This is a genomic window from Synechococcus sp. ATX 2A4, from assembly GCF_024346375.1.
Taxonomy (GTDB): Bacteria; Cyanobacteriota; Cyanobacteriia; order PCC-6307; family Cyanobiaceae; genus MW101C3.
The window spans coordinates 215,590-234,553 of sequence record NZ_JAGQCV010000003.1; the positions used below are offsets into that span (position 1 = coordinate 215,590).

General features: G+C 62.7%; 20 protein-coding genes and 1 pseudogene. 11 read left to right on the top strand and 10 right to left on the bottom strand.

All coding sequences use genetic code 11. The features are described from left to right. Window positions 1–41: 41 nt before the first annotated feature. The 7 genes from atpH to KBY97_RS04400 form a co-directional block, all read right to left on the bottom strand. On the bottom strand, window positions 42–590 hold the full coding sequence (gene atpH, locus KBY97_RS04370) for an ATP synthase F1 subunit delta (RefSeq protein ID WP_255145461.1): 549 nt from the start codon (window positions 588–590) through the stop codon (window positions 42–44). Continuing rightward, complete coding sequence (locus KBY97_RS04375) at window positions 590–1,114, bottom strand: F0F1 ATP synthase subunit B (protein WP_255145503.1); 525 nt, start codon at window positions 1,112–1,114, stop codon at window positions 590–592. Before KBY97_RS04375 ends, atpH begins: the two co-directional genes overlap by 1 nt. Window positions 1,115–1,128: 14 nt before the next feature. Further along, a complete protein-coding gene (locus KBY97_RS04380) occupies window positions 1,129–1,599 on the bottom strand; it encodes a F0F1 ATP synthase subunit B' (RefSeq protein ID WP_255145462.1) in 471 nt (156 codons plus the stop codon). Window positions 1,600–1,740: 141 nt separating this feature from the next. Continuing rightward, window positions 1,741–1,989: an ATP synthase F0 subunit C gene (gene atpE / locus KBY97_RS04385; RefSeq protein ID WP_010315318.1), complete on the bottom strand. Its 249-nt coding sequence runs from the start codon at window positions 1,987–1,989 to the stop codon at window positions 1,741–1,743. 150 nt (window positions 1,990–2,139) lie between these two features. Then, window positions 2,140–2,868: a F0F1 ATP synthase subunit A gene (gene atpB, locus KBY97_RS04390; RefSeq protein WP_255145463.1), complete on the bottom strand. Its 729-nt coding sequence runs from the start codon at window positions 2,866–2,868 to the stop codon at window positions 2,140–2,142. A gap of 72 nt (window positions 2,869–2,940) precedes the next feature. Further along, complete coding sequence (locus tag KBY97_RS04395; protein WP_255145464.1) at window positions 2,941–3,531, bottom strand: ATP synthase subunit I; 591 nt, start codon at window positions 3,529–3,531, stop codon at window positions 2,941–2,943. Between the two features lie 51 nt (window positions 3,532–3,582). Next, window positions 3,583–4,791 (bottom strand): trans-aconitate 2-methyltransferase, encoded by a 1,209-nt coding sequence (locus KBY97_RS04400; protein ID WP_255145465.1) that lies wholly within the window; start codon window positions 4,789–4,791, stop codon window positions 3,583–3,585. 153 nt (window positions 4,792–4,944) lie between these two features. Here KBY97_RS04400 and KBY97_RS04405 point away from each other — a divergent pair, with 153 nt between their 5' ends. From KBY97_RS04405 to KBY97_RS04435, 7 genes are all read left to right on the top strand, one after another. Then, window positions 4,945–7,962, top strand: coding sequence for a phycobilisome rod-core linker polypeptide (locus KBY97_RS04405; protein WP_255145466.1), 3,018 nt, complete (start codon window positions 4,945–4,947; stop codon window positions 7,960–7,962). A 495-nt stretch (window positions 7,963–8,457) separates the two neighbouring features. After that, window positions 8,458–8,943 carry an allophycocyanin gene (locus tag KBY97_RS04410; protein WP_094512735.1) on the top strand — a complete coding sequence of 162 codons (486 nt, stop codon included), beginning with the start codon at window positions 8,458–8,460 and terminating at the stop codon, window positions 8,941–8,943. 43 nt (window positions 8,944–8,986) lie between these two features. Next, window positions 8,987–9,475: an allophycocyanin subunit beta gene (apcB, locus tag KBY97_RS04415; RefSeq protein ID WP_094512736.1), complete on the top strand. Its 489-nt coding sequence runs from the start codon at window positions 8,987–8,989 to the stop codon at window positions 9,473–9,475. Between the two features lie 33 nt (window positions 9,476–9,508). Further along, window positions 9,509–9,709: a phycobilisome linker polypeptide gene (locus KBY97_RS04420; protein WP_255145467.1), complete on the top strand. Its 201-nt coding sequence runs from the start codon at window positions 9,509–9,511 to the stop codon at window positions 9,707–9,709. A 116-nt stretch (window positions 9,710–9,825) separates the two neighbouring features. Next, on the top strand, window positions 9,826–11,067 hold the full coding sequence (locus KBY97_RS04425; protein ID WP_399217253.1) for an FtsW/RodA/SpoVE family cell cycle protein: 1,242 nt from the start codon (window positions 9,826–9,828) through the stop codon (window positions 11,065–11,067). Between the two features lie 48 nt (window positions 11,068–11,115). Next, entirely contained in the window at window positions 11,116–11,838 is a 723-nt protein-coding gene (locus KBY97_RS04430) for a cytochrome c biogenesis CcdA family protein (protein ID WP_255145469.1), read from the top strand. Window positions 11,839–11,864: 26 nt separating this feature from the next. Continuing rightward, window positions 11,865–13,205, top strand: a complete 1,341-nt coding sequence (locus KBY97_RS04435) for a cytochrome c biogenesis protein ResB (RefSeq protein WP_255145504.1) — start codon at window positions 11,865–11,867, stop codon at window positions 13,203–13,205. Between the two features lie 56 nt (window positions 13,206–13,261). Here KBY97_RS04435 and queF read toward each other — a convergent pair whose 3' ends face one another. Next, window positions 13,262–13,663, bottom strand: coding sequence for a preQ(1) synthase (queF, locus tag KBY97_RS04440; protein WP_255145505.1), 402 nt, complete (start codon window positions 13,661–13,663; stop codon window positions 13,262–13,264). Between the two features lie 352 nt (window positions 13,664–14,015). Between queF and KBY97_RS04445 the strand changes: the two genes are divergently transcribed. The 3 genes from KBY97_RS04445 (at window position 14,016) to KBY97_RS04455 (ending at window position 14,930) form a co-directional block, all read left to right on the top strand. Continuing rightward, entirely contained in the window at window positions 14,016–14,237 is a 222-nt protein-coding gene (locus KBY97_RS04445; RefSeq protein ID WP_255145470.1) for a DUF4278 domain-containing protein, read from the top strand. Between the two features lie 87 nt (window positions 14,238–14,324). Further along, the gene (locus KBY97_RS04450) at window positions 14,325–14,561 is read left to right on the top strand and encodes a hypothetical protein (protein WP_255145471.1); all 237 of its coding nucleotides are present in this window, start codon (window positions 14,325–14,327) and stop codon (window positions 14,559–14,561) included. A gap of 30 nt (window positions 14,562–14,591) precedes the next feature. Beyond that, window positions 14,592–14,930 carry a P-II family nitrogen regulator gene (locus KBY97_RS04455; protein ID WP_255145472.1) on the top strand — a complete coding sequence of 113 codons (339 nt, stop codon included), beginning with the start codon at window positions 14,592–14,594 and terminating at the stop codon, window positions 14,928–14,930. Between the two features lie 282 nt (window positions 14,931–15,212). On the opposite strand, the pseudogene KBY97_RS04460 reads toward KBY97_RS04455, so the two are convergent. Further along, window positions 15,213–15,968 (bottom strand): annotated as a pseudogene (locus tag KBY97_RS04460) (TlyA family RNA methyltransferase); the annotation flags it as partial. Window positions 15,969–16,109: 141 nt separating this feature from the next. Between KBY97_RS04460 and purB the strand changes: the two are divergent. Then, window positions 16,110–17,411 (top strand): adenylosuccinate lyase, encoded by a 1,302-nt coding sequence (gene purB, locus KBY97_RS04465; protein WP_255145473.1) that lies wholly within the window; start codon window positions 16,110–16,112, stop codon window positions 17,409–17,411. A 204-nt stretch (window positions 17,412–17,615) separates the two neighbouring features. On the opposite strand, the gene KBY97_RS04470 is transcribed toward purB, so the two are convergent. Further along, window positions 17,616–18,956 carry a polysaccharide biosynthesis/export family protein gene (locus KBY97_RS04470; protein ID WP_255145474.1) on the bottom strand — a complete coding sequence of 447 codons (1,341 nt, stop codon included), beginning with the start codon at window positions 18,954–18,956 and terminating at the stop codon, window positions 17,616–17,618. Between the last annotated feature and the right edge of the window lie 8 nt (window positions 18,957–18,964).

Genomic DNA, 18,964 nt, shown 5'->3' on the forward strand with positions numbered 1-18,964 from the left:
TGAGGGGAGGGGAGGGAGGAGAAAGCCGGGAACCTGGGGTGTCAGCCGCTCTTGGCGAGCGCCAAGCCAAGCCGCCGGACCTGGCCGGAGAGGCTGGCATCGATCACCTTGGATCCGTACCTGATGATCAGCCCGCCGATCAACGAGGGATCAACGTCGAGCTTGAACTCGACATTTTCGGTACCAGCCAGCGCCTGCACCTTCGTGCGCAGGGCCTGTTGCTGATCGTCGCTCAACGGCGTGGCGGAAACCACGCTGGCAAGAGCGATGTGTCGCTGCTCACGGAAGAGCGTAAGGAAGCGCTCCAGGATCGCATCGAGGATCGAGATCCTCTGGCGATCGGCGAGCAGCTTGAGCAGATTCAGAAACGACGGAGTGACCTGCTCATGAAAGAGAGCCACCACAATCGCCTTCTTCGTTTCCGGTTCAATCACGGGCGAAACGAAGCTTTGGCGCAACTCAGGTGATTGTTGCCAGAGGTCAAGCAACTGCTTGGCCTGCTCGGCAACGAGTTCGCTCTCCCCGGATTGATCCGTGATCTGGAGCAGGGCTTCGGCGTAAGGCGAAGCAATGGTGTTCAGCAAGGGCATCAGGCTTCACCCAGCGATTCGATGGAACGGTCGATCAGTGCAAGCTGGGCACCGGGATCAAGCTTAGAGGGGAGAGCTGCGAGAGCCTTCTCCACAGCCAGCCTTGCCGCTTCACGGCGCAGCCTTTCGCTGACCCTGTCGGCTTCTGCTTGAAGGTCGTTGCTGGAGCCTTGCTTCAGCAGGGCCATCGCTTCCACCGTGCGGCGCTCACTTTCAAGGCGAATGGACTCAGCGCGTACCTTGCCATCGGCTCTGATCTGATCCGCCTTGATCTGAGCTTCGGCGAGATCCTTCTGGGCGATGGCCAGGGCAGAAGTGGCTGCGCCGAGCCGCTCTTCCGCATCCTGGAGATCGCTCAGGATCGCCTCGCGACGTCGCACCAGCGCACTGCCGAGCACCTTCGGCAGAAACCACACCAAGGCGGCGATCACAATCGCCAGGTTGATGACGTTGGTTTCGAACAAATTCAGATTGAGCCCGAAATGGCCCTCGCTGGCCAGCAGCGGGGAAAGGGGCGCAATCAGGAAAAGAGGAAGAGTCATTTGGCGGCCAGCAGACGGTTGACGATCAGTTCGCTGAGAAGATCGGATTCGCCTTCGAGGTGCTCCATGGCCTTCTGACGTTCAGCCTCAATGGTGCGGCGAGCGCTTTCCATGCTGGCGTTGACGTCAGCCTGTGCCGCGGCTAGGGCCGAGCGGTACAGCCTGTCCATCTCGTTCTCCGCTTCAACGATCAGCGTCTGGGACTTCTGTCGAGCGTCCTTCAGCTGGGCGGTGAGATCGGCGGCGAGTCGCTCGGCTTGTGCAAGCTTCTGCTTGGCATCCGCGCGGCTCAGAGTGATGTAGCTGTCGCGCTCTTCAACCGTGCGACCAATCGGCCGGAAGAACAGCAGGTTGAGAACGTAGGTGAGGAGCACCACCTGCACCGCCATGAGCGGCAGGGTGGCATCGAGGTCGAAGAGACCTCCCTCTGGAGCACCGGCTGCGGCGAGCAGAAGCCAGCTGGTCATGGGGCAGGGACGCTGGAAGGATCAGGTACGGCTGCCGTGGTGAAACACGGCAGATGGTCTGGACGGTTCAAACGACGCAAAGGTCCGGATCGGGGCCGCACCAAGTGAATGGGCTGGCCTCCCGATCCGCACGGTCGGCGATCAGCCTGCGAAGGGGTTCGCGAACAGGAGCACCAGGGCCACAACGAGGCCGTAGATGGTCAGAGCTTCCATGAAGGCCAGCGACAGCAGCAGGGTGCCGCGGATCTTGCCTTCGGCTTCGGGCTGGCGGGCGATGCCCTCGACAGCACCGCCGGCAGCGGTGCCCTGACCGATGCCGGGGCCGATGGCGCCGAGGCCGACGGCAAGACCGGCAGCCACGACGGAGGCGGCGGAAGTGATGGAATCCATGGTGGAACGGGGGGGATGGAAGGCGCCGGTGAAGCGCGGGTTGGACCTGGCGCTTGGGACATCCCCGGGTCGGGGATGGGCCCGGCAATGGCCGGACCTACGCGCAGGAGGTTTAGCAGATCGGAGGGACGTGCCCTGGAAGCCAGGGGTTCAGTGAGCTTCTTCGTGAACAGCCTCGCCGATGTAGTAAGCAGCGAGGGTGGCAAAGATCAGGGCTTGGATCGCGCTGGTAAAGAGGCCAAGGAACATGGCGGGCAGTGGCACGATCAAGGGCACGAGGAAGGCCAGAACGGCCACCACGAGTTCATCGGCGAGGATGTTGCCGAACAAACGGAAAGAGAGGGAAAGGGGCTTGGTGAAATCCTCAACGATCTTGAAAGGGAGCATGATCGGAGTAGGTTCCACGTAATACTCGAAATACCGGAATCCTTTGCGGCTCAGACCTGCATAAAAATAGGCAAGTGAAACAAGCAGTGCCAGGGCAATGGTTGTGTTGATGTCTGCCGTGGGAGCGCCAAGCTCACCGCTCGGCAGATGGATCAATTTCCAGGGAACCAAGGCACCTCCCCAGTTGCTCACGAAGATGAAGAGGAACAGGGTGCCGATGAATGGCAGCCAATCGCGGTAAGCCTTCTCGCCGATCTGCTCACGAGCCAGATCACGTACGTAGGCCCAGAGGAATTCCAGCAGGTTCTGAACACCCCTGGGATCTCGCTCAAGCTTGCGGGTGCCCGCGACGACCAGTGCCAGCAGAGCACCGATCACGACCCAGGAGCTGATGAAAACCTGGCCATGGATCACCAGACCACCGATCTTCCAGTAGAGGTGTTTTCCCACCTCCAGTTCGGCCAGGGGCAGCAAGAGAGACAACGGTGCCATCGGTGTGCTGGGGTGCCGCAGAAGCGACGAGAAAGGACAGGAGGCCCGGATCGACGGGAGGCGGACCGGGGATCAGCGGTCGGTGAGGGCCTGAAGAATCAGCGCAGGCTTGTAGAGAAGGAATCCAACAAGCGAGGGCACGATTTCCAGGAATGGCAGCCTTGAAGCTGCCAACACGAGCACAATCGGCACAAGCAACTGTGACTTGCCGACCGAGCGCTTGTCGCCGCCGATGCGGGCGACACTGCGAGCCAGCAAGCGCATGTAAAGCATGCCGGCCAGAGCGCCCACTGCGAGGCTCAAAGCGGTGGAACGATCGAACAGGAAGGCGGCAAGAACAACAGCAAACGCTGAGAGAATCAACGTGGCCAGAAGGATGCGGCGCTGCAACCTGGCGTAGTCCTCCATACCATTGGCCAGCGTGGCCTCGGTCTGGGGGGCTGTGACAGGTTCAACCGGTTGGATCAGAAGGGGGACCTCTGAGGATCGTCCAGAGAGATCTCGCAGGAGTGTGGCCCGCAGGTCGTTGATGTCATGGGGAGGAAAAACGACCGTGGACGCGGGGCTTACAACCTGACGGGAGCCATTAGAAACACCCCCGGCAGTCATGCCGGATGTGATCTTGGACGCGTCGGGAAGAGCCTGCAAACGCCCCAAATCCATTGGAAAGGCGGCCGGAATCTATCACGGAGCCGTCACAGCTCCCTAGCCGTTTCAAGCTGGCGCCGGTGCGCCAAGCAACAGCAAACGGTGCTGCCAGAGCCAGCGGGCGACAGAGGCGATGCGGGCAGGTTCCCAGGCGAGGGGCAAGCTGGCGAGTGCCGCGGTAGGAGGCGCGTGGTCGATCCGCATGAGCAGTTCCACGGCATCCGCCGCGAGGTCGAGGGGCCGCAGATCGGGGTCAAGCAGGCTGGCACCAGGCCAGCCCCAGAGGCAGGGGTTGCGGCAGCCATGGGCTGCCAGCAGCGTGGCGTCGTCCTCCCAAGTTTGCCTGGGCAACTCCCCACGGCTGAGGAAGAACTCAAAGTGGCTGATGTCCGGGTCGAGGGCTTCCACCAAGGCCCAACGCTCGCGCTCGGGCAGGGCGCAGGCGCGTTCAAGCAGCTCCCCTGACAACAACCGTGCCGGATCCCAGACCTGGGGATTGGAGAAGCCAGCAAAGCTCAGGTCGGCCTGATCCACGAAATCGAACAGACGCTTGATGTCGTAGCTGGTCTCCTGCGGGTGAAGATACATATCCGCAAAATTGACGTCGGCCGCCGTATCGAGTGCCCAACGCTGCTCGTGATGGAGGCGCAGACGGTTGGCCGGCGGCAGAGCATCGAACAGCTGGCGCCCCAGCCGCAGGCCCTCACCATCACCCTGCACACCCATCAGCGAGAGCGCGGCCTGAACGCGGTGGATCTCCCAGCGCCCCCCATCGGCGTACAGAAAAAGATGCAGGAGTCCGCCGGGACGCAGCAACGCCGCCAGGGCTTTCAGACCGGCTTCCGGTTGCCGCAGGTGGTGCAGCACCCCTACGGAATTGATCAGGTCAAAGGGGCCTTCGCCTTGAAGGTCGAGCAGGCTGCGCTGCTCGATCCGCAGGGAGCTGGCCGACCTGGCACCGCCCGAGCGCTCAAGCCGCCGGCGGGCCACTTCCAGCGTGCCAGGGCTGATGTCCACCGCCAGGATCTCAGCCCCGGGGTTGAGATGGGCGAGGTAGTCGGTGCTCACGCCGGTGCCACATCCGGCATCAAGGAGGCGCAGGGGCCCTGCTTGCTCCGGGAGCATCCCCGTGCAGGCACTCACCACGCAGGGGTAGCACCAGCGCCAGTTGTATCCAGGCGGAGGGCCGTCCTGCAGGGGATCGCCGGGGTAGGGGAAACGGTCGTAGAAGGAGCGCACCGCCGGTGTGGCGGCATCGGCGACTGGCTCGGACACAGGCAGAGGCTGGAGTAGGGATGAGCGAGCTTTTCATGGCCGGGCCCTGCCTGTGCCCTGCGCAGCGGCAAGGCTGCAAACATTTGTCTATGGCGGGGAAAAGGGCCGGAAGGTGAGCCGTACCCTGGCCAGGCCTGGTACACGCCCCTCTCCATGACCGTGACCGCCAGCAGCGGCAGCAACAGGGTCAGCCCTCAGCGCTATGACACCCTGCCGCTCTCCAGCGTCCGTCAGGCGGAGCAGCAGGATCGCTTTCCCGAAAAGGGGGAGCTCGACACGCTCCTCACCTTCTTTCAGAGCGGTGCCATCCGCATGGAAGCGGCCCGCAGACTCTCGGCCAATGCCGATGCCATCGTCGCCAAAGCGGCCAACCGCATCTTTGCCGGTGGTACGCCTCTCTCCTATCTTGACGAGCCGCTCACGCCGTTCGCGGTCACCGTGCCTGAAGAGGCCGTGCTGGCCGCTGACCAGGCAGCCTTCAGCCGTTCGGTGCGCACCTTCGCCCAGGGCACCGGCGGGGGTGGCTTGCTCGGGCGGGTGCTCGAAGGCCTCCAGGCTGACGCCGATGTGCGGGTGGTGCTGCCCACGGGGTTCACACCGATCAGCGTGGCGCGCTACGGCACTGAGCGGATGCGCAAGTCGCTCCGGGACATGGGCTGGTTCCTGCGCTATGTGGGATACGCCGTGGTGGCGGGCGATCCCAGCATCCTGGCGGTGAACACCCGCGGCCTCCGCGACGTTCTTGAGAAAGCCTGTTCCCTGGCCGCCACCAACGTGGCGCTGCAGGAAATGCGTGCGGCAGCAGCCAATCTTTTCCGACAGGAATCGGACTCCCGCCAGCTGGTGATCGACTGCTTCAACGTCCTGCTCAAGGAGCTGGACGTTCCCACGCCATCACCGCGCCAGCGGCTCGGCAGCCCGGAAAATCAGGGGCTGCAGCTGCCGGCGACCTACGCCCTCGCGGCAGAATCTCGCCAGCGCTTCGTGATGAAGCCAGGCCTCTCCGGCCGGGAGAAGGCTGAGGTGATCCGGGCCGCCTATCGCCAGGTGTTCGAACGCGACATCGTCAAGGGCTACTCCCAGGTGGTGTGCCTGGTGGAAGCCACCCAGCTGCGCCAGGGCCAGCTGGTGATGCGCGATTTCATCCGCGCCCTCGGCCGCAGCAAGGAGTACCGCCGCCAGTTCTATGGCAGGTTCTCCAACAGCCGGGTGGTGGAGCTGGCCTTCCGTCACTTCCTCGGGCGAGGGGTCAGTTCGATCGAGGAGTTCCGGCGGTACTTCGCGATTGTCAGCGCCCAGGGTCTGGCCGGTCTGGTCGACTCCCTGATCAATTCCATGGAGTACGCCCAGGTGTTTGGGGAGGAAACGGTTCCTTACCTGCGCGATCTCGGTGAGGAAGCGCAGGAGAGCGCCGGCTGGGGATCCAACCGCAAGCTCTTCCGTTTCAGCGCCCCATTTGAGGGAGCGCCTCAATACATCACCCTCTATGCCGCTTACCGGCAGCCGCTGCCCGATCAGCACGTCTATGGCGGCGGCAACGACCCGCTCGGCCTCACCTACGGGGCCATCTTCCCCTCGTCGACGGCCGCGGTGGCCACCCGGCCAGCCCCCTTCGGCTACGACACCCGCCGCATCCTGGTGGGCAACGGCATGAAGCAGCCGGGTCAGATGGACAGTCCCCAGTTCCGCGCGTCCATCCCGCGCCGGGTGGGGCCGAAGGTGGTTCGGCTCCAGCAGATCTCCACCGGTGGCTCGTCGGTTCCCCGTCGAGGTGGCGAGCCCAGCATTCGTGGCACCGAATCCAGCACCCAGGGGGTGATTCGTGCCGTCTACGTCCAGGTGCTCGGCACCGCCGGCTACCAGGGCGAGCGGCTTACGGTCGAGGAGATCAAGCTGGAGAACGGTGACATCACCCTGAGGGAGTTCATCCGTCTGGTGGCGCGTTCGAATGCCTTCCGCCGCCGCTATTGGTCTGGTCTGTACATCACCAAAGCGATTGAGGTGATCCACCGGCGCCTGCTCGGTCGGCCTACCTTCGGCCGCTGGGAGATCAACAGCTACTTCGACACCGCAGCTCGCAAGGGCTTCTACGGCGTCATCGACGCGATCCTTGAAAGCGCCGAATACAGCCAGTCCTTCGGAGAGGACACCGTTCCCTACGAGCGGTTTGTCACGCCGGCCGATCTCAACGCCCGTCGGGTGCCGAAGCTGAAGGTGCCGTACAACGCGGCGGCGGTGGTGGAGCTCACTCCTGTCCGCCGTCCCGAAACTGCTCGTAGTGAGTCTTTCCGCGGTAGCGGCGACCTTACCCAACGCAACCTGCCAGACCGTCGCCTGCAACGCGTCGTGGGCGGCTGGAGCCCCAAGATCGCCGATGGGGAGCAGCCTGCTGCCCGTCCCTCGGTGGAGGGACCTCAGAGCATCAAGCAACCGCCGGAACCCACCCGGCGTTGGAGTGCGGCACGTCGGCGCCTCGGCTACGGGGCTCCTGCCTGGTCACCCGCTCCCGCCCAGACCCCCGGCAAGCCTTCATCCCTTCCCGTGGGGGGCTGGTCTGCGCGGCTGAGCGGCAACGGCGCCAGCTTCACCCAGGTTCGCGAGCCTCAGGCCGCCATGGCCAACGCCCTGCAGGGCGGTCGTCCCCAGGGCTTCAGCCGCCGGCGTGGCCTCGGTGCGCCGATCAGCTGGCGACCCGGAGCGGGCGAGTCTTCGCTCCAGGCGGTGATTGCCGCCACCTACCGGCAACTGTTGAACCGCATGCCGTTGGCTGCCGAACGGCTCGGCGATGCCGAGTCCCAACTGCGTGATGGCCGGATCTCCCTTTCAGAGTTCGTGGGGATCGTCGCGTCGAGCGACCTGTTCCAGCAGCGGCTCAACCGGATGGCCCCGCTTCGCGCCGCTTCCGCCGCCTATCTCGCCCTGATGGGACGGGCCGGTCAACCCAAAGAGGTGAGCGAATTTCTTGCCGTGCGCGGCAAGCAGGGCCAGGCCATGGCCTTGAGTGCCTTGCTCACAAGTGAGGAGTACGCCGCCCGCTTTGGCCGCGACACCGTTCCCTATCTCTGGGGCCTCAACACCGAGGACGGTATCCCGTTGGCCACCGTGAACCGAACTGCGGCGCTCTACGCCGGCAACGCCGGACTCACGCCTCCCACTCGGGACCCCATCTGAGCAGCCAGCCGACAGGCTGCTCCAATCCCAGAACCTCAGCCCTTTTGGATCTAATCCAAAAGGGTTTTCGCTTGGATCGACGCACATTTCCCCTGCAAAATGCACAGATCGAGCCTATTCAATGGCCGATCTTGATGAGACTCTTCGCATGATCTTGACAAGATGATCGACCGACATCCATCAGCGGCCAAAAGATTCCATGGAGTTTCCTGACAATGGCCGCCAGGAACAAGACCTGGCGGATCGGCGAGAATCCTTGCCCTGTCTGGGATTTCACGGTTCTCTCGCCGTGAAGAACTGTTACCGGGCCCGGGCGGGCGGGGGGTCCTGCCGCAGAATGATTTGGCGATCGGCAAGCACGATCGTCAGCCCACGCTTGTAACACCAACCGCTCTGGCCCCCAAGGCCATCGGACGTCGCAGGTCAGGGGGGCATCCCTTACCCACCGGATATCGGTCTCCTTAACGGCGACCGCTTGTTTCGAGGCAGAACTGCATGAGCATCGTCTCCAACTCGATCATCAACGCGGACGCCGAAGCCCGCTATCTCAGCCCTGGCGAACTCGACCAGATCAAGTCTTTCGTAGCCGGCGGGCAGCGCCGTCTACGGGTGGCTCAGGTCTTGAGCGAGAGCCGCGAGCGCATTGTGAAGCAGGCCGGCGGCGCCCTCTTTCAAAAGCGTCCCGACATCATCTCCCCGGGCGGCAACGCCTACGGAGAAGAGATGACAGCCACCTGTCTTCGGGACATTGACTACTACCTCCGTCTCGTGACCTATGGAATGGTTGCGGGAGACGTGACGCCGATCGAAGAGATCGGCATCATCGGTGCTCGCGAGATGTACAAGGCACTGGGCACACCGCTTGAGGCCATGGCCGAAGCCGTGCGGGAGCTCAAGAACGCCTCTCTCGGGATTCTCACGGGAGCCGATGCCGAAGAAGCTGGCTTCTACTTCGACTACGTCATCGGCGCCCTTTCCTGAGCGTTCGCCACACCCCCCTGCCCACCGCCTCTTCCCCGGACAAATGCAAGACGCGATCACCAACGTCATCAATCAGTCCGACGTTCAGGGCCTCTACCTGGACGACTCCTCCATCGGACGCCTTGAGCAGTATTTCGCCAGTGGCGAACTGCGTGTGAGGGCTGCTGCCACCATCAGCGCCAACGCCTCAGCGATCATCAAAGAAGCTGTGGCCAAAACGCTGCTGTATTCGGACATCACCCGTCCGGGCGGCAACATGTACACCACTCGGAGGTACGCCGCTTGCATTCGCGATCTCGACTACTACCTCCGCTACGCCACCTACGCCATGCTGGCTGGTGACACCTCAATCCTTGATGAGCGTGTCCTCAACGGACTCAAGGAGACCTACAACTCCCTTGGCGTGCCCATCGGCGCCACGGTGCAGTCGATTCAGGCAATGAAGGAAACCGCGGCTTCTCTGGTCGGCGCTGATGCCGGTCGTGAACTTGGCACCTACCTCGACTACATCAGTTCCGGCTTGGGCAACTGATCACCTCCCAAGGAACTCAGCGAGGGCTTCTTCATGCGTCTGTTCAAAATCACGGCCTGCATTCCCTGCCCTGAAAAGGTAAGGAATCAGAGGGAGTTGCAAAACACCTTCTTCACCAAGTGGGTGCCGTACGAAAGCTGGTTTGCTGAACAACAGCGAATCATGAAGCAGGGAGGCAAGATTCTCAAAGTCGAACTGGCCACCGGCCGTCGTCAAGTCAACGTCGGCAACTGAATCCTTTCAGTTGTTCGTTGCCTTGTGGTCTTCACTGATCATTTTCATCATTTCCCGGCCCAGCCGGGATTTTTTTTGTCCATCCAGCACTGGAAAATCCGCAGGAACACGGCTCAATGGGGGATGGTTTTCCCTTTCCTCTCGTGCCAGCTTCGCTGACACCTCGCGTCAGGTCTGGCGCCACCGGTTTCACGTGGGAGCAATGGCCCGCCGAAGCCCGTCTGCTGCTGGGCATGGTGGCGATCTGGAGTCTGGCCGGCCTGGTGATCCTTTCGTCTGCCAGCTGGTGGGTGGCGGAGCGTGAGATGGGCGATGCGGCGTTCTACCTCAAGAGGCAGGCCATCTGGATGCTTGCGAGCTGGATCCTGCTGTGGTTGTCAATCCGTACGCAGCTGAGACGCTGGTTAAGGTTGGCCGCACCAGCCGTGCTGATCGGTGGCCTGCTGATCGCCGCCACGTTGGTAGCGGGCAGCACCGTGAACGGAGCAAGCCGCTGGCTAGTGGTAGGGCCAGTGCAGATTCAGCCATCTGAATTGATCAAACCGTTCATCGTGCTGCAGGGAGCCTCACTTTTTGCCCACTGGAACCGCATCGGCAATGACCAAAAGTTGGTCTGGTTGGGGATCTTCAGCGTGATTCTTGTGCTGATCCTGCGCCAGCCGAATCTGAGCACAGCAGCGCTCACAGGGCTGTTGCTGTGGCTGATGGCCTTAGCGGCGGGGCTGCCGCTGCTGGGGTTACTGGCCACCGCCGCCGCTGGCGGGGTGACGGGGGTGGTGAGCATCCTGATGAACAACTATCAACGGCTGCGGGTGGTGTCGTTTCTGGATCCCTGGCAGGACGCCCAGGGCGATGGCTATCAGCTGGTGCAGAGCCTGCTTGCAATTGGCTCGGGTGGTGTTCTTGGCGAAGGTTTCGGCCTGTCCACCCAGAAGCTCCAATACCTTCCGATCCAGTCCACCGATTTCATCTTCGCGGTGTTCGCGGAGGAATTCGGCTATGTGGGGTCGGTGGTGATGCTGCTGTTCCTGTTGCTGTTCGGCTTCGTGGGTCTTCGCATCGCTCTGGGCTGCCGCAGCAATCAGTTGCGTCTGGTGGCGATTGGTGCCACCACCTTGCTGGTGGGGCAATCCATCCTCAACATCGCCGTGGCCAGTGGCTCAATGCCCACCACCGGCCTGCCGTTGCCGATGATCAGCTACGGCGGCAATTCATTGCTGGCCAGCCTGCTGACGGCCGGATTGCTGATCCGCTGCTCCCTTGAATCAGCCGGCCTTAACCAGCCCTCCGGCCGGCGGCGGCGTCAGGCCCCCAACCAGGCTGCAGGCGCCCTAACTCACCACGCCCCGATAGGCTGACCATCCTTATCACCGCCAGGCCACCCCCCTGGCCTGGCCTGCAAGCGGATGGATGCGGTGGGGTTCCAAATCGCAGATCTGGCCCGCTGGGCCGAGGATCTGATCACCGGATCGTTGAACGCTCCAGGCCCGTCCACGTTGCTGGTGATTTTTGGGGCGGGCCTGCTCACAAGCCTGGGGCCCTGCTCCCTTTCACTGCTTCCAATCACCGTCGCCTACATGGCGGGATTTTCTGGCAAGACCTCCAGGCCATGGCTGCTGAGCGCCTCTTTTGCCGGGGGGATCGTGCTCTCCCTAGTGATGCTGGGTCTCGCCAGCGCCGTGCTGGGGCGCCTCTACGGACAGGTTCCTGGCTTTATTCCCACCGTGGTGGCTGTGCTGGCGGTGGTGATGGGTCTCAACCTGCTCGGCCTGCTGCGGCTTCCCCTGCCGGCTGGTCCTGATCCGGAACTTTGGCGTGGGCGTGTCCCCGCTCCTCTCGGCCCGGTGGCCGCCGGGGCTGCCTTTGGCCTGGCGGCAAGCCCCTGCACAACCCCTGTGTTGGCGGTGCTGCTCGGCTGGATGGCGCAGCAGGGCCGGCCATTGGTAGGGATGGTGCTGCTTACCTGTTTCGGCGCCGGTCAGGTGATGCCGTTGTTGCTGGCCGGCAGCGCCGCCGCTTCCATGCAGCGCTTGCTGGCACTGCGGGCGCTCAGCCGCTGGGTTCCTCCCATCAGCGGGGTGGTGCTGATCACCAGCGGCGGACTGGCGTTGTTGGCGCGGCTCTCGTGACTCCTTCTTCTCCCGCCCAATCCCCCATCCCCATCTGGCGGCGCCTGCTGGCCTGGCTGTCCGATCTTCGGCTCGCCATCGGGCTGCTGCTGGTGATCGCCGCCACCAGTGCCATCGGCACGCTCATTCCTCAGCGTGAGGCCAGTGAGGCCTATCACCAGCTCTACGACCGCAAACCCTGGCTGGGCGTGGTGACGGGCGACTGGATCTTGAAGCTGGAGCTGGACCACGTCTACGCCAGCAGCTGGTTTCTCGCGTTGTTGGCCTTGCTGGGCCTGTCGCTTGTGCTGTGCAGCTGGCGACGGCAATGGCCCGCCCTGCGGGCGGCACTGCGCTGGGTCGACTATCCCTCCCCGCGGCAGCTGAGCAAACTCAGCCTGGCCGAAACCATCGCCAGTGCAGATCCAGGCACCGACCTGAAGAACCTGCAACAGCTATTGCTCGCGAAGGGGTGGCAGTTGCATCCCGCCGACGGACGGCTGGCCGCACGCAAGGGGGTGCTGGGCCGGGTGGGGCCACTGCTGGTGCACGCCGGCCTGGTGGTGTTGATGGTGGGTTCCGCCTGGGGAGCGCTGGCGGGCCAGCGGCTGGAGCGCTACCTGGCACCGGGCCGCGACCTTGAGCTGCTCAACTCCCGAGGAGACAACCAACTGAGCGTGGCACTCGAGCGCTTTGCGATCGATCGGGATTCTGTAGGCCGCCCGGAGCAGTTCCGCTCCCAACTCAAACTGCTCGATTCCACCGGTGTGCTGCGGAAAGAAATCGAGATCAGCGTCAACCACCCGCTGCGCTTTCGGGGCATGACTGTCTACCAGGCCGACTGGTCGCTGGCGGCGATCACAGTTCAACTGGGCCGCAGCCCCTTGCTGCAATTTCCCCTGCGTGCGCTGCCGGAACTGGGCGAGCAGGTGTGGGGCCTGGCTGTGCCCACCCGCCCGGATGGCACTGAACCGATCCTGCTCACACTGAGCAGTGAGCAGGGTCCTGTTGAGATCTATGGGGCCAACGCTCAGGCCATCGGCCGCTTGACCCCCGGTGGTGATCCGATCGACATCAACGGGTTATCCCTGCGGGTGGTGGACGTGATGCCCGCCAGTGGGCTGCTGTTGAAGAAAGATCCAGGTGTGCCGTTGGTGTACGGAGGGTTTGCGATTGCGCTCGCCGGCGGCGCATTGAGCCTGGTCGCCACACGCCAGCTCTGGAGCATCGCCGACCCGGACCGCCATCAACTTCACGTCGGTGGGCTCTGCAACCGCAACCTCACCGCCCTGGCGAGGGAGCTTCCGGCCTTGCTCGCGGAGATTCGTCAGTTGCGCTCTCCCTCCTCGGGGAATGCAAAGAAGTCGGAACAACCACAGACGGCCTGACCGGCAACCAGCTGACAAAAGCGCCTCCGGCGAACGCCACGCTTCCGGCAATTGGCTCAGCAGGGCTGCCGAACGCCATGGCTCACCCGGACCACGGTGTGGACATTGCCACGGGGGTTGAAATCGGCTTCCAGCTGCATCCAGAGCGGATCGCTGGCCGCTACGAAATCGTCGAGGATCCGATTGGCCACTTCCTCATGGGAAATGCTGCGGTCACGCCAGCTGTTGACGTAGAGCTTGAGCGCCTTGAGTTCCAGCACCCGGGCACCCGGCTGATAGAGCAGACGCAGCACAGCGAAGTCGGGGTAGCCGGAAAAGGGGCACTTGCAGGTGAACTCGGGCAATTCGATCGCCACTTCGTAAGCGCGACCGGGCCGGGGATTGTCAAAAGCGATCAGCTGGGAGTCAGCGATCAGCCGGTCGCCGTAGTGCGGGGTGGTGGTGGATGGGTTGGGCAGAGTCACGACAGAAGAGCAGGGAATGGGCCTGTCCAGAACTTGCTGAAGGCTTGCCGGCTGCCCCGTGGGCATGGGGGACAGGACCAGCAGACGCGGGGAAGCGGCTTGTGGGGCAATGCTACAAAGACGCCCAATTCGCAACAAATAATGAAGAAACACCTGAAATGTTCACCACGAACAGTGCAGGCTTGCTAGAAAGATATCGAAGGACAAACCGTTGACCAGGTGAGGAGCCATCAGCTCACCACCCCTGTCGGAAGTAGCCCCACCGCGAGGCGAAGCAACGCTCCTTCCCACGAAGCGGCACCAGCCACAGGGCTGGTGATCCCCACCCTCTTCGAGGCCATCCATCATGAGCAAAAACCAACTCGTTTACCGCGGTGTCGCTTACGACGGCACCAAGCACGCAGAACTTCCGGCGAACCCCGTAGAACACGTCTACCGAGGCGTTCACTATCGCGAGGCCCTGCGCCACGAAGCGGCTCAAGCGGACGAAGCCGTTGAGCTTCACTACCGCGGCCATACCTACCACCACAGGCGCGAGCAAGCCGCCCGCCAGGTGAACGCCGGCTGAACGCTGACACGGGGATCACCCCGTAGCAACTGCTACACCGGAGCCCTGCAGGCTCAGGCCTAATGGCCTGAGTTGCAGGGTCTTTTCATGGATCTCGCTCTCACGTCCACCAGCGATGGAGGATTCAGGCTGGGGCCTCAATCGGCTGTCGGTATGTTGTGGTTGCAAACCCACTTCGAAATCGAGCATTGGTCGCTGTTGGCCGCCGGTAAAATCCAAGTAGATGGATCCTCTGCGGATCTGCTCTGCGAGGATGCCACTGCTGCCGGGTTGCTTGTCTGCCGCATCCCCGTCCTGCCTGCCTCGATCCAATCTTCAAACTAACCTTTGCGTTCTGAAATCTCAGGAGAATCCATGAAAAAAGTTGAGGCCATCATCCGTCCCTTCAAGCTCGAAGATGTCAAGGTTGCGTTGGTGAATGCGGGCATCGTCGGTATGACCGTTAGTGAGGTCAGGGGTTTTGGCCGTCAGAAAGGTCAGGTTGAGCGTTATCGCGGCTCTGAGTTCACGGTGGAATTCCTCCAGAAGCTGAAGCTTGAAGTGGTGGTTGAAGATGAAAATGTTGACACGGTGGTGACCGCCATCCAAGAGGCTGCCCGCACCGGCGAGATCGGCGACGGCAAGATCTTCATCAGCAACATCGGAACCGTGATCCGGATCCGCACCGGCGACCGCGACAGCACGGCGATCTGAGGCATCCCATCCCTTCGGCGCACAGATCCAGCTGACCTGAGCGGACGTTCAGGCCAGCGCAGATTTCACCACCCGTTCAATACCGGCCCGTTCGAGCGGGCCACCAACCATTGCAACCGCCCGCTCTTGGCAATTCACTGGCGGTGAGCCGTCAACATTTGGTGCATGATCAGCATTGCTTGAAGGCTCTGCATCGGGTGCATGCTCTGCACTCGGCGAAGACCCACCACTAGGCAACAGCTCTGCGACCCTTGCCGGTTCAGCTGCTGATTTTCTGCTCCAGTCTGAGTTTGGGGGTTGAAGCCAGAGCAGGTATTCATGGTTGCCGGCTGGTCCTGTGAGCGGCGACGCCACCAAGCCAGCCGCCTGCCAGCCGCACGGAATGGCCGCAGCCATGACTGCCAAAATCGCATCCACATGGGCGCGCGGGTCGCGCACCACCCCGCCTTTACCAACCCGCTCACGCCCCACTTCAAACTGGGGTTTGACCAGCACGACTGCTTCGGCTCCATCGCTGCGCAGCAGGCCGCGCAAGGCTGGCAGCACCCGCGCCAACGCAATGAAAGAGAGGTCCGCCACACCGAAGTCGGGCCATGGGTCTTCAGGCCCGTAGAGATCGGCGGGATCGAGATGCCTCAGATTGGTGCGCTCCCGTAGCACCACCCGCTCATCGCTGCGCAACGACCAGGCGGTCTGGCCGTAGCCCACATCGATGCCGTACACCCTGGCGGCACCGCTCTGCAGCAGGCAATCGGTGAAACCGCCAGTGGAAATGCCTGCATCGAGGCAAATACGGCCAGGTAGGGCCAGCGGAAAGGCCAGGAGCGCCGCCGCCAGCTTCTCGCCGCCGCGGGACACAAAACGGGGCAGTGCCTCCAGCTCTGGAACCAGTTCCTTGTCGAGCTCCAAGCCTGGCTTGTCGAGCACACGGCCCTGGAGCCGCACCCGGCCGGCCCGGATCAGTTGTTGGGCCTGATGGCGGCTGGCCACCAGACCCAGCTCGACCAGCAGCAGGTCAAGGCGTTGTTTTCGGCCCATGGCGCCTTGATCCTGGGGGCATCCGGCTGGAATCACTGGCGGATCTGAGGCCATCCAACCACGCCAGGGCCAGCGCATGGCGCAGAAAGGTCCAGGGGGATCGCCCCATAGATTGGCCTGGTGTGCCTGCGGCGTGAAGCCTTGATCGAGCGTTACACCCTGCCTGAAATGGGCGCTCTGTGGAGCGAAGAGGCCAAGTTCCAGGGCTGGCTGGATGTGGAGCTGGCCGCCTGCGAAGCCAACTGCGCCCTGGGTCGGGTGCCCGCCGAGGCCATGGCCGAAATCCGCGCCAAGGCGCGCTTCGAAGTGGCACGCATCCTGGAGATCGAAGCTGAGGTGCGTCACGACGTGATCGCCTTTCTGACCAACGTGAATGAGCACGTGGGGCCCGCCGGGCGCTACATCCACGTGGGCATGACCAGCTCTGACGTGCTCGACACCGGCCTTGCCCTGCAGATGAAGCGCTCAGTGCGCGTGCTGCTGCAAGAGGTGGAGGCCTTGGTGGAAGCGCTGAGACAGCTGGCGCGCGCCCACAAGGACACCGTGATGATCGGGCGGTCCCATGCCATCCACGGCGAACCGATCACCTTCGGCTTCAAGGTGGCCGGCTGGCTGGCCGAAACCCTGCGCAACCATCAGCGGCTGCAGCAACTGGAGGCCACGGTGTCGGTAGGCCAGGTGAGCGGTGCGATGGGCACCTACGCCAACACCGATCCCCAGGTGGAAGCCCTGGCTTGCGTCAGCCTGGGTCTGGAACCAGACACGGCCAGCACACAGGTGATCAGCCGGGATCGCCACGCGGACTATGTGCAGACCCTGGCACTGGTGGGGGCTTCGCTGGAGCGCTTCAGCACCGAGATCAGGAATCTGCAGCGCACCGACGTGCTTGAGGTGGAAGAGAACTTCGCCAAGGGACAGAAAGGCAGTTCCGCGATGCCCCACAAGCGCAACCCGATCCGCAGCGAACGCATCAGCGGGCTGGCCCGGGTGCTGCGGAGCTACACGGTGGCAGCACTCGAAAACGTGGCGCTCTGGCATGAACGCGACATCAGCCATAGCTCCGTAGAGCGAATGATGCTGCCAGATTGTTCCTGCACCTTGCATTTCATGCTGCGTGAAATGACGGAAGTGGTGAAGGGGCTGGGTGTCTATCCCGATAACATGGCCCGCAACTTGCACATCTATGGAGGTGTCGTTTTCAGCCAGCGGGTGCTGCTGGCCCTAGTGGAGCGTGGGCTGAGCCGTGAACTGGCCTATCAACTGGTGCAGCGCCACGCCCACAGCGCCTGGAACACAGAGGGTGGCAACTTTCAGGCCAACCTGCTGGCCGACCCGGAGGTGACCAGTGTGCTGAGCGCTGCTGAACTGGACACCTGCTTCTCCACGGATCTGCACCGTGCTCAACTTGGGGTGATCTGGGCGCGCCTGGGACTGGATGACTGATGCGGCGTCCTTAGTTAAACCGAGATCTGGCAATAATAATGAGTCGGCACAATGGCACCGCCTCACTGACACCAAATCAGTGACACCGCCCCATTGACACTTACTCAAAGGCTTCAACTCAAGTGTAATAACACCAACACGAACTTTTCCCATGCTTGCCGTCTAACTTGGTGCACTGATCGCCATTCATGACGACTCAGACACTCAGAAGGCACCGAGAAGCCGCAGAATTGAGGCAGCGTTGAGCACCGGGCCCACGGGCTGAACAAATGTTCCAAGGCCATCGTTGAACTTGGTCCAGCCGTTCCGGTCAACAACAACCACATCGCCGCTGCGCAGGGGAGGGTTGTTGCTGGAGCCCATCACCTCAGTGGGGCTGTACGCCAGGCGCGTTGCAGTCACCGTGCCATCTGGCTCAAGCCTGAGCAGCTGAATGGTGCTCTGGCTGGCCCGCCGCGTGGTGCCACCCGCCGCCACAATCGCCTGGGCCAGAGGACTGTTGGCCTTCACCTGTTGAGGACCCGGCTTGGTCACCTCGCCGATCACATTCACTGTGATCGTGTCTGGAGCGAAAGTGGAGGAAGCGGTGGTAAGCAGATCTTCGTTGCTGATGTCCGTGGCACGCCCCACTGTGACAGTGTCACCGTCATAAATCAGGGGATTCTCCACGTTGGTTCCATGGCGGAGAACGGAGAGGAAGTCGTAGGTCTGTGTGACGGGCGGGGCGCCAATGCCTGTGCCCGGACGGGTGATCGTGACGCTGCCAAGGTTGCCTGTGGCGGTGATTCCGCCAGCGCGCTGAATGGCATCCACAAGGGTTGGCCAGCCGCTTGTGGTTATCGCTGTGACAGGCGCTTCAGTACCTGCCGCAGACAACTGGTTGGTGCCGCTACGACTGATCGCATAGAGACCCGGTCGTTGCACCTGACCGGTGACCGCCACCCGCACCGGGCGTGGAGCCAAAAGATCGAGAAACACGATCGGCTGACGCAGAAACGTTGAATAGGACTTGGTGATAGCGTCCTTGGCCTGGTTAAGGGTGAGGCCCCACACAGACAAGCTGCCAATCCTCGGCAGGTTGATAGTGCCGTCACTCAGGACTTCCACATCTGCGGCGTAGCCCTCTACCTTGAAGACCTGCATCCGAAGCCGATCTCCCGGTCCGAGCTTGTAGCGGAAAGCAGCACGACCACCTGGCGGTGGCGCTCCTGCCGCTGTCAGGTGAAACCCTGACGAAGCACCAGCAGAAGGCTGCGCGGCAACCTCAGGTGCGGCCACAGCCCCGAAGACCAGGCAGAGAGGAAGCAATCCTGACTTGAGCCAGTGGTAGCGCATCAACCTCATGGGCGGGCGGGAGTGAGCAAGCCGGAAGCGGGTCAAAAAAAAGTGAAGGCCTGCCTGGAAAGGTGCGAGAACCAAATTCGAAGGCGTTGGCGTGGGCTGGGCCATCAGCAGCGGCATGCAATTCTGGGTGTGAACTGGCACATCGCAGGTTGCAAGGAAGACGCCTTGCTGCTTAAATGTTGAATTCTTTTGCACGAGCACGTCTGCAT